Here is a 9,282-nt window from a genome sequence, read left to right on the forward strand (position 1 = left end):
CTGCGAGTATAGACGTTTCTTGATGGTGGCAAAAATAGTCTCAAAGGAGGGCTATTTTTCTTTGAGCTAGGTTAATGTGACCGCATTTAGGAGTACGATTTTGCCGTTAATCGTGCATACTGAACGCTTTTTTGTGGGCCAAGGGACTACGCACACATTTCATATTTCAACGAAAGACTAGTCTATGAGCACTGATAATAAGCAATCGTTGCCCGCGATTACCCTCGCGGCGATTGGAGTTGTCTACGGCGATATTGGTACCAGCCCGTTATATACGCTTCGTGAATGTTTGTCCGGCCAGTTTGGTTTTGGCGTTGAACGCGATGCCGTGTTTGGCTTTTTATCGCTGATCTTCTGGCTGCTAATCTTTGTGGTTTCCATAAAATATCTCACCTTCGTGATGCGTGCAGATAACGCCGGTGAAGGGGGAATTCTGACGCTGATGTCGCTTGCCGGGCGCAATACGTCGGCGCGAACGACCTCAATTCTGGTGATTATGGGGCTAATAGGCGGCAGCTTTTTCTATGGTGAAGTTGTCATAACACCCGCCATTTCGGTAATGTCTGCCATCGAAGGTCTGGAAATCGTCGCCCCACAACTGGACACCTGGATTGTTCCCCTCTCAATCATCGTTCTCACGTTACTGTTTATGATTCAAAAACATGGCACTGCTATGGTCGGTAAGCTTTTTGCGCCGATTATGCTGACCTGGTTTTTGATTCTGGCAGCTCTTGGGTTACGTAGCATTATTGCCAATCCAGAAGTGTTGCATGCCTTAAACCCAATGTGGGCGGTGCATTTCTTCCTTGAATATAAAACCGTTTCCTTTATTGCGTTAGGCGCGGTAGTTCTGTCGATTACCGGTGTTGAGGCGCTGTACGCTGATATGGGGCACTTTGGTAAGTTCCCGATTCGCCTGGCATGGTTTACCGTCGTACTGCCTTCTTTAACCCTTAACTACTTCGGTCAGGGGGCGCTGCTGTTAAAGAACCCAGAAGCGATTAAAAACCCGTTTTTTCTGTTGGCACCGGACTGGGCGCTGATCCCGCTGCTGATCATCGCCGCACTGGCAACGGTAATTGCCTCGCAGGCGGTTATCTCTGGTGTCTTCTCATTGACGCGTCAGGCGGTACGTCTGGGCTATTTGTCTCCGATGCGCATTATTCACACTTCTGAAATGGAATCGGGGCAAATCTACATTCCATTTGTGAACTGGATGCTTTATGTCGCAGTCGTGATTGTGATAGTCAGCTTTGAGCACTCCAGTAACCTGGCGGCGGCATATGGGATTGCAGTTACCGGAACTATGGTACTGACGTCTATTCTTTCAACTACCGTGGCGCGCCAGAACTGGCACTGGAATAAGTATTTTGTTGCGCTGATTCTGATTGCCTTCTTGTGTGTTGATATCCCGCTGTTTACCGCTAACCTCGATAAACTGCTCTCCGGTGGCTGGTTGCCATTGAGCCTCGGTACGGTGATGTTTATCGTGATGACCACCTGGAAGAGTGAGCGTTTCCGCCTGCTGCGGCGGATGCATGAACATGGTAACTCTCTGGAGGCGATGATTGCTTCGCTGGAGAAATCACCGCCTGTTCGTGTGCCCGGAACTGCGGTGTATATGTCGCGCGCAATCAATGTCATTCCCTTTGCTCTAATGCATAACCTCAAACATAACAAGGTATTGCACGAGCGGGTTATTCTGTTAACTCTGCGTACTGAAGACGCGCCATATGTCCATAACGTCCGTCGGGTACAGATTGAACAACTGTCGCCTACTTTCTGGCGCGTGGTGGCAAGTTACGGCTGGCGGGAAACGCCAAACGTAGAAGAAGTTTTCCACCGCTGTGGTCTGGAAGGGTTAAGTTGTCGAATGATGGAAACGTCCTTCTTTATGTCACATGAATCACTGATCCTCGGCAAACGTCCGTGGTACTTACGTTTGCGCGGCAAGCTGTATTTGCTGTTGCAACGTAATGCGTTGCGCGCTCCGGATCAGTTTGAAATCCCACCAAACCGGGTTATCGAGTTGGGTACACAGGTCGAGATCTAACCCCAGACGCCTCCTTTCTCCATAAGGGGGCGTTTTTATTTTCATTGTTTGCTCTCGATATAAAACGTTTCGATGTTGATCACATTTCTGCAACGTCGCGATGGTTTTCCTTAATTAGACGGGATTAAACTGCGGGTCAGCGAAACGTTTCGCTGATGGAGAAAAAAATGAAAAAAGGCGCCGTTCTTAATTCAGGTATTTCGTCGGTGATCTCCCGCCTGGGGCATACCGATACGCTGGTGGTGTGTGATGCTGGTTTACCTATCCCCAAAAGTACAACGCGTATCGATATGGCATTAACCCAGGGCGTACCTTCTTTTATGCAGGTGCTGGGCGTCGTCACAAGTGAAATGCAGGTCGAGGCTGCCATTATCGCGGAAGAGATCAAACAACATAATCCGCAACTCCACGAAACGTTGCTCTCACATCTTGAGACGCTGCAAAAACACCAGGGAAATTTCATTGAAATTCGTTACATCACGCATGAACAATTCAAACAACAAACCGCAAACAGTCAGGCGGTAATTCGCAGCGGGGAGTGTTCCCCGTATGCGAATATCATTCTCTGTGCTGGCGTGACGTTCTGAGGCCGCCATGGAAGCATTACTACAGCTTAAAGGTATCGATAAAGCCTTCCCGGGCGTAAAAGCGCTTTCGGGAGCCGCGCTAAATGTCTATCCGGGTCGCGTGATGGCGCTGGTAGGTGAAAATGGCGCGGGTAAATCCACCATGATGAAAGTGCTTACCGGTATCTATACCCGTGATGCCGGTACGCTTTTATGGCTGGGCAAAGAAACGATGTTTACCGGGCCGAAATCTTCTCAGGAAGCTGGAATTGGCATTATCCACCAGGAACTGAATCTGATCCCGCAACTGACCATTGCGGAAAATATTTTCCTCGGCCGAGAGTTTGTGAATCGTTTTGGCAAAATTGACTGGAAAACCATGTATGCCGAAGCGGATAAATTGCTGGCTAAACTTAATCTGCGGTTTAAAAGCGACAAGCTGGTGGGCGATCTTTCCATCGGTGACCAGCAGATGGTTGAAATCGCGAAGGTATTAAGCTTTGAGTCGAAAGTTATCATTATGGATGAACCGACCGATGCGCTGACCGATACCGAAACCGAATCCCTGTTCCGCGTCATTCGCGAGCTGAAATTGCAAGGGCGCGGCGTTGTCTATATTTCCCACCGTATGAAAGAAATCTTCGAGATTTGTGATGACGTTACGGTTTTTCGTGACGGGCAATTTATTGCCGAGCGTGAAGTGGCATCACTAACCGAAGATTCGCTGATTGAGATGATGGTGGGTCGCAAACTGGAAGAACAATATCCACACCTGGAAAAAGCGCCGGGAGATATCCGTCTGAAAGTTGATAATCTCTGCGGACCTGGCGTTAACGATGTCTCTTTTACCCTACGTAAAGGTGAAATTCTCGGCGTCTCTGGTTTGATGGGCGCCGGCCGCACCGAACTGATGAAAGTGCTCTACGGCGCACTGCCGCGCACCAGCGGTTACGTCACTCTGGATGGGCATGAAGTTGTTACCCGTTCACCGCAGGATGGCCTGGCAAATGGCATTGTGTATATCTCCGAAGACCGCAAACGCGACGGTTTAGTGCTGGGCATGTCAGTAAAAGAGAACATGTCGCTAACTGCCCTGCGTTACTTCAGCCGTGCTGATGGCAGTCTGAAGCATGCCGATGAGCAACAGGCGGTGAGTGATTTTATTCGTCTGTTCAATGTGAAAACGCCGTCGATGGAACAGGCAATTGGTCTGCTTTCCGGTGGCAATCAGCAAAAAGTGGCGATTGCCCGCGGTCTGATGACGCGCCCGAAAGTGCTTATCCTTGATGAACCCACCCGTGGCGTGGATGTCGGCGCGAAAAAAGAGATTTATCAACTGATCAACCAGTTCAAAGCCGATGGTTTGAGCATCATTCTGGTGTCATCGGAAATGCCAGAAGTATTAGGCATGAGCGATCGCATCATCGTTATGCATGAAGGGCATCTCAGCGGGGAATTTACTCGTGAGCAGGCCACCCAGGAAGTGTTAATGGCTGCCGCTGTGGGCAAGCTTAATCGCGTGAATCAGGAGTAAAAAAATGACAACCCAGACTGTCTCTGGTCGCCGTTATTTCACGAAAGCGTGGCTGATGGAGCAGAAATCGCTTATCGCTCTGCTGGTGCTGATCGCGATTGTCTCGACGTTAAGTCCGAACTTTTTCACCGTTAATAACTTATTCAATATTCTCCAGCAAACCTCGGTTAACGCCATTATGGCGGTCGGCATGACGCTGGTGATCCTGACGTCGGGTATCGACCTGTCCGTCGGTTCTCTGCTGGCGCTAACTGGCGCAGTTGCTGCCTCCATCGTTGGCATTGAAGTTAACGCGTTGGTGGCTGTTGCTGCCGCACTGGCATTAGGAGCTGCAATTGGCGCGGTAACCGGGGTGATTGTAGCGAAAGGCCGCGTCCAGGCGTTTATCGCTACCCTGGTGATGATGCTTTTACTGCGTGGCGTGACGATGGTTTACACCAACGGTAGCCCGGTGAATACCGGCTTTACCGAGAACGCCGACCTGTTTGGCTGGTTTGGTATTGGTCGTCCGCTGGGCGTACCGACGCCTGTGTGGATCATGGGTATTGTCTTCCTCGCGGCCTGGTACATGCTGCATCACACGCGTCTGGGGCGTTACATCTACGCGCTGGGTGGCAACGAAGCGGCAACGCGTCTTTCTGGTATCAATGTCAATAGAATCAAAATCATCGTCTACTCTCTTTGTGGACTGCTGGCATCGCTGGCTGGGATCATTGAAGTAGCGCGTCTTTCCTCTGCGCAACCGACGGCGGGGACTGGCTACGAGCTGGATGCCATTGCCGCGGTGGTTCTGGGGGGGACGAGTCTGGCAGGCGGAAAAGGTCGCATTGTTGGGACATTGATCGGCGCATTAATTCTTGGCTTCCTTAATAATGGTTTGAATTTGTTAGGTGTTTCCTCCTATTACCAGATGATCGTCAAAGCGGTGGTGATTTTGCTGGCGGTGCTGGTAGACAACAAAAAGCAGTAATAACGACTACAGGACATCTTGAATATGAACATGAAAAAACTGGCTACCCTGGTTTCTGCTGTTGCGTTAAGCGCCACCGTCAGTGCGAATGCAATGGCAAAAGATACCATTGCGCTGGTGGTTTCCACGCTCAATAACCCGTTCTTTGTATCGCTGAAAGATGGCGCGCAGAAAGAGGCGGATAAACTCGGCTATAACCTGGTGGTGCTGGACTCCCAGAACAACCCGGCAAAAGAACTGGCGAATGTGCAGGACTTAACTGTTCGCGGCACCAAAATTCTGCTGATTAACCCGACCGACTCCGACGCGGTAGGTAACGCCGTGAAGATGGCCAACCAGGCGAACATCCCGGTAATCACTCTTGACCGCCAGGCAACGAAAGGCGACGTTGTTAGCCACATTGCTTCCGATAACGTACTGGGCGGCAAAATTGCCGGTGATTACATCGCGAAGAAAGCAGGTGAAGGGGCGAAAGTTATCGAATTGCAGGGCATCGCCGGTACATCCGCTGCTCGCGAACGTGGCGAAGGCTTCCAGCAGGCCGTTGCAGCTCACAAATTTAACGTTCTCGCCAGCCAGCCAGCAGACTTCGACCGTACCAAAGGTCTGAACGTGATGCAGAACTTGCTGACGGCGCACCCGGATGTGCAGGCTGTATTCGCGCAGAACGATGAAATGGCGCTGGGCGCACTGCGCGCTCTGCAAACTGCCGGTAAATCGGATGTGATGGTTGTCGGATTTGACGGTACGCCGGATGGCGAAAAAGCGGTTAATGATGGCAAACTAGCAGCGACTATCGCTCAGTTACCCGATCAGATTGGCGCGAAAGGCGTCGAAACCGCCGATAAAGTGCTGAAAGGCGAGAAAGTTCAGGCTAAGTATCCGGTTGATCTGAAACTGGTTGTTAAGCAGTAGTCTTTAATCAGGTTTTATAACCTGATGGTGGCATAAATACGGCATCGACAGATGAACGTGTAATATAAAGAAAAGCAGGGCACGCGCCACCCTAACCCGGTGGCGCATTTTATGGACATCCCGAATATGCAAAATGCAGGCAGCCTCGTTGTTCTTGGCAGCATTAATGCTGACCATATCCTTAATCTTCAATCTTTTCCTACTCCAGGCGAAACCGTAACCGGTAACCACTATCAGGTCGCATTCGGCGGTAAAGGCGCGAATCAGGCTGTGGCCGCAGGGCGTAGTGGCGCGAATATTGCGTTCATTGCCTGCACAGGGGATGACAGCATTGGTGAGAGTGTTCGTCAGCAACTCGCCACTGATAATATTGATATTTCTCCGGTCAGCGTGATCAAGGGCGAATCGACAGGCGTAGCGCTGATTTTTGTTAATGCCGAAGGCGAGAACGTTATCGGCATTCATGCCGGGGCTAACGCAGCCCTTTCCCCAACGCTGGTGGAAGCGCAACGTGAGCGTATTGCCAACGCGTCGGCATTATTAATGCAGTTGGAATCACCACTCGAAAGTGTGATGGCAGCGGCGAAAATCGCCCATCAAAATAAAACTATCGTTGCACTCAACCCGGCTCCGGCTCGTGAACTTCCTGACGAATTGCTGGCGCTGGTGGACATCATCACGCCAAACGAAACGGAAGCAGAAAAGCTCACCGGTATTCGTGTTGAAAATGATGAAGATGCGGCGAAAGCTGCGCAGATACTACATGAGAAAGGTATCCGTACTGTACTGATTACCTTAGGGAGCCGTGGCGTGTGGGCCAGTGTGAATGGCGAAGGTCAGCGCGTACCTGGATTCCGGGTTCAGGCTGTTGATACTATTGCTGCCGGAGATACTTTTAATGGCGCGTTAATCACGGCGTTGCTGGAAGAAAAAACATTGCCTGAGGCGATTCGTTTTGCCCATGCTGCCGCTGCGATTGCTGTGACACGTAAAGGTGCACAACCTTCCGTTCCCTGGCGTGAAGAGATCGATACCTTCTTAGACAGGCAGAGGTGACGCTTGGCTACAATGAAAGATGTTGCCCGTCTGGCGGGCGTTTCTACATCGACAGTTTCTCACGTCATCAATAAAGATCGCTTCGTCAGCGAAGCGATTACCGCCAAAGTTGAAGCGGCGATTAAAGAACTCAATTACGCGCCATCAGCTCTGGCACGTAGTCTCAAGCTCAATCAAACACATACTATTGGCATGTTGATCACTGCCAGTACCAATCCTTTCTATTCTGAACTGGTGCGTGGCGTTGAACGCAGTTGCTTTGAACGCGGTTATAGCCTTGTTCTCTGCAATACCGAAGGCGATGAGCAGCGAATGAATCGCAATCTGGAAACGTTGATGCAAAAACGTGTCGATGGTTTGCTATTACTCTGTACTGAAACACACCAGCCTTCGCGTGAGATCATGCAACGCTATCCAACAATTCCTACCGTGATGATGGACTGGGCGCCGTTCGATGGCGACAGCGATCTCATTCAGGATAACTCGTTTCTGGGGGGGGATTTAGCGACGCAATATCTGATCGACAAAGGCTATACCCGTATTGCCTGTATTACCGGCCCGCTGGATAAAACGCCTGCACGTTTGCGGCTGGAAGGTTACCGGGCGGCAATGGATCGTGCTGGACTGGAAGTTCCTGATGGCTATGAAGTGACAGGCGATTTTGAATTTAACGGCGGGTTTGACGCGATGCAGCAGTTATTATCGCATCCGTTACGTCCCCAGGCTGTGTTTACTGGAAATGACGCGATGGCGGTCGGTGTGTACCAGGCGTTATACCAGGCTGGGTTACATGTTCCGCAGGACATCGCGGTGATTGGTTATGACGATATTGAACTGGCACGTTATATGACGCCACCGCTCACCACAATTCATCAACCGAAAGATGAACTGGGAGAGCTGGCAATTGATGTACTTATCCACCGGATGGCTCAACCAACCTTACAGCAACAACGATTACAACTCACCCCGATTCTGATGGAGCGCGGTTCTGCTTAGATTTTAAGCAAAATATTGCCGCCGTTAACGTATAACTGATAATGGCCGATTGCATGGCAAGGGGTGAGCGATTGAGGCTATGAGCGATAGCGGGGAAGGAAGTATTCAGAATGGCGGCATCGAGAGTCTGCATAAAGAAGGTCATTGCCGCAATCCACAATAAACTCGCCATACCACGCTTTTTATCGCTCATTCAGTGTTTCGTTAGGCTGTCTCACTTCTCGAGGGGAAGTAGCAGTGCCTGACAAGCTTTGAAAGCTGCGTTGCCATCACTATGGATTATCGCATCAACGATCGCCTGGTGCTGATCCAGTTTTATTACAGTGTTGCTGGTTATCGATGTAAAGTAGGTGTGATAAACCGAATGAAATAACGAGGCGAAAGAGGTCAAAAACGGGTTAGCACTCATTTTATAAATGTGTTCATGCCAGGCCATATCAACCTCAACCCAACGTTCCCGGCGGAAATTTTCTTTTAATGCCACCATTTCGGCCATCAGCGTATTAAGATGTGCCTTCTGTTCTGCGGTGCCCATCGTTGCTGCCAGTAAGCAGGCTTGCGGTTCCAGACAGATACGCATAACTAGAAAATGATCAATAACTTGATGAAAGTTATCTTCCGTCATCCACCAGGTAAGCAACTCTTGATCAAGAAAGTTCCAGTTGGATTGCGGCATGACACGCGTACCAATTCGTGGACGTGGCAAAACCATTCCTTTTGCCGTTAACGTCTTGACCGCTTCGCGTACCGCAGTACGGCTCACTCCAAATTGCTCACCCAGCTCAATTTCACCAGGCAGAATGGTGCCGGGTGCGTATTCACCTTTTAAGATCCGTTGCGCCAGCTTCTCAGCCAGAACATACGAAAGGTTTTTCTGTGCAGCTAACTGTTGTGCGCTTAATGGCATACTCATCTTCCTTATTCTTTTTTTCATCCTTAGTATGCCACCAGGAAGTGTGATTGCGGTTGCAAAAAAGGCAAATTGCTTGTTTTATGGCGCATTAACAGGTGTTTTGGTGAAAAAACACGCATTCGGAAAATTATTTTAAATTTCCTCTTGTCAGACCGGAATAACTCCCTATAATGCGCCACCACTGACACGGAACAACGGCAAATAAGCCGCCGGGTCAGCGGGGTTCTCCTGAGAACTTCGACAGAGAAAAGCGAAAAAATGCTTGACTCTGTAGCGGGA

General features: G+C 50.0%; 8 protein-coding genes and 1 pseudogene. 7 read left to right on the plus strand and 2 right to left on the minus strand.

Translation table 11 applies throughout. From position 1 onward, the window contains the following. Positions 1-184: 184 nt before the first annotated feature. The 7 genes from kup (at position 185) to rbsR (ending at position 8,090) form a co-directional block, all read left to right on the plus strand. A complete protein-coding gene (gene kup, locus C0K55_RS18070) occupies positions 185-2,053 on the plus strand; it encodes a low affinity potassium transporter Kup (RefSeq protein WP_000102299.1) in 1,869 nt (622 codons plus the stop codon). A 167-nt stretch (positions 2,054-2,220) separates the two neighbouring features. Then, positions 2,221-2,640, plus strand: coding sequence for a D-ribose pyranase (gene rbsD / locus C0K55_RS18075; protein ID WP_001517414.1), 420 nt, complete (start codon positions 2,221-2,223; stop codon positions 2,638-2,640). Positions 2,641-2,647: 7 nt separating this feature from the next. After that, positions 2,648-4,153: a ribose ABC transporter ATP-binding protein RbsA gene (gene rbsA / locus C0K55_RS18080; protein WP_105266863.1), complete on the plus strand. Its 1,506-nt coding sequence runs from the start codon at positions 2,648-2,650 to the stop codon at positions 4,151-4,153. 4 nt (positions 4,154-4,157) lie between these two features. Further along, positions 4,158-5,123, plus strand: a complete 966-nt coding sequence (gene rbsC, locus C0K55_RS18085) for a ribose ABC transporter permease (RefSeq protein WP_000211871.1) — start codon at positions 4,158-4,160, stop codon at positions 5,121-5,123. A gap of 24 nt (positions 5,124-5,147) precedes the next feature. Further along, positions 5,148-6,038, plus strand: a complete 891-nt coding sequence (gene rbsB / locus C0K55_RS18090) for a ribose ABC transporter substrate-binding protein RbsB (protein WP_001056270.1) — start codon at positions 5,148-5,150, stop codon at positions 6,036-6,038. Positions 6,039-6,164: 126 nt separating this feature from the next. Then, positions 6,165-7,094, plus strand: a complete 930-nt coding sequence (gene rbsK, locus C0K55_RS18095; protein ID WP_001517412.1) for a ribokinase — start codon at positions 6,165-6,167, stop codon at positions 7,092-7,094. Positions 7,095-7,097: 3 nt separating this feature from the next. After that, positions 7,098-8,090, plus strand: coding sequence for a ribose operon transcriptional repressor RbsR (rbsR, locus tag C0K55_RS18100; RefSeq protein WP_000224458.1), 993 nt, complete (start codon positions 7,098-7,100; stop codon positions 8,088-8,090). Positions 8,091-8,103: 13 nt separating this feature from the next. On the opposite strand, the pseudogene C0K55_RS18105 reads toward rbsR, so the two are convergent. Both C0K55_RS18105 and C0K55_RS18110 read right to left on the minus strand, forming a co-directional pair. Continuing rightward, positions 8,104-8,283, minus strand: a pseudogene (locus tag C0K55_RS18105) (MFS transporter); the annotation flags it as partial. Between the two features lie 21 nt (positions 8,284-8,304). Next, positions 8,305-8,997 (minus strand): FadR/GntR family transcriptional regulator, encoded by a 693-nt coding sequence (locus C0K55_RS18110; protein ID WP_001131156.1) that lies wholly within the window; start codon positions 8,995-8,997, stop codon positions 8,305-8,307. Between the last annotated feature and the right edge of the window lie 285 nt (positions 8,998-9,282).

This window comes from Escherichia sp. MOD1-EC6098, assembly GCF_002965865.1.
Classification (GTDB): domain Bacteria; phylum Pseudomonadota; class Gammaproteobacteria; order Enterobacterales; family Enterobacteriaceae; genus Escherichia; species Escherichia marmotae.

Excerpts from the sequence above, each read along its gene's own strand:
- rbsC (WP_000211871.1), top strand. The coding sequence starts at position 4,158 with ATGACAACCCAGACTGTCTCTGGTCGCCGTTATTTCACGAAAGCGTGG.
- rbsB (WP_001056270.1), top strand. The coding sequence starts at position 5,148 with ATGAACATGAAAAAACTGGCTACCCTGGTTTCTGCTGTTGCGTTAAGC.
- rbsD (WP_001517414.1), top strand. The coding sequence starts at position 2,221 with ATGAAAAAAGGCGCCGTTCTTAATTCAGGTATTTCGTCGGTGATCTCC.
- kup (WP_000102299.1), top strand. The coding sequence starts at position 185 with ATGAGCACTGATAATAAGCAATCGTTGCCCGCGATTACCCTCGCGGCG.
- rbsA (WP_105266863.1), top strand. The coding sequence starts at position 2,648 with ATGGAAGCATTACTACAGCTTAAAGGTATCGATAAAGCCTTCCCGGGC.
- rbsK (WP_001517412.1), top strand. The coding sequence starts at position 6,165 with ATGCAAAATGCAGGCAGCCTCGTTGTTCTTGGCAGCATTAATGCTGAC.
- C0K55_RS18110 (WP_001131156.1), bottom strand. The coding sequence starts at position 8,997 with ATGCCATTAAGCGCACAACAGTTAGCTGCACAGAAAAACCTTTCGTAT.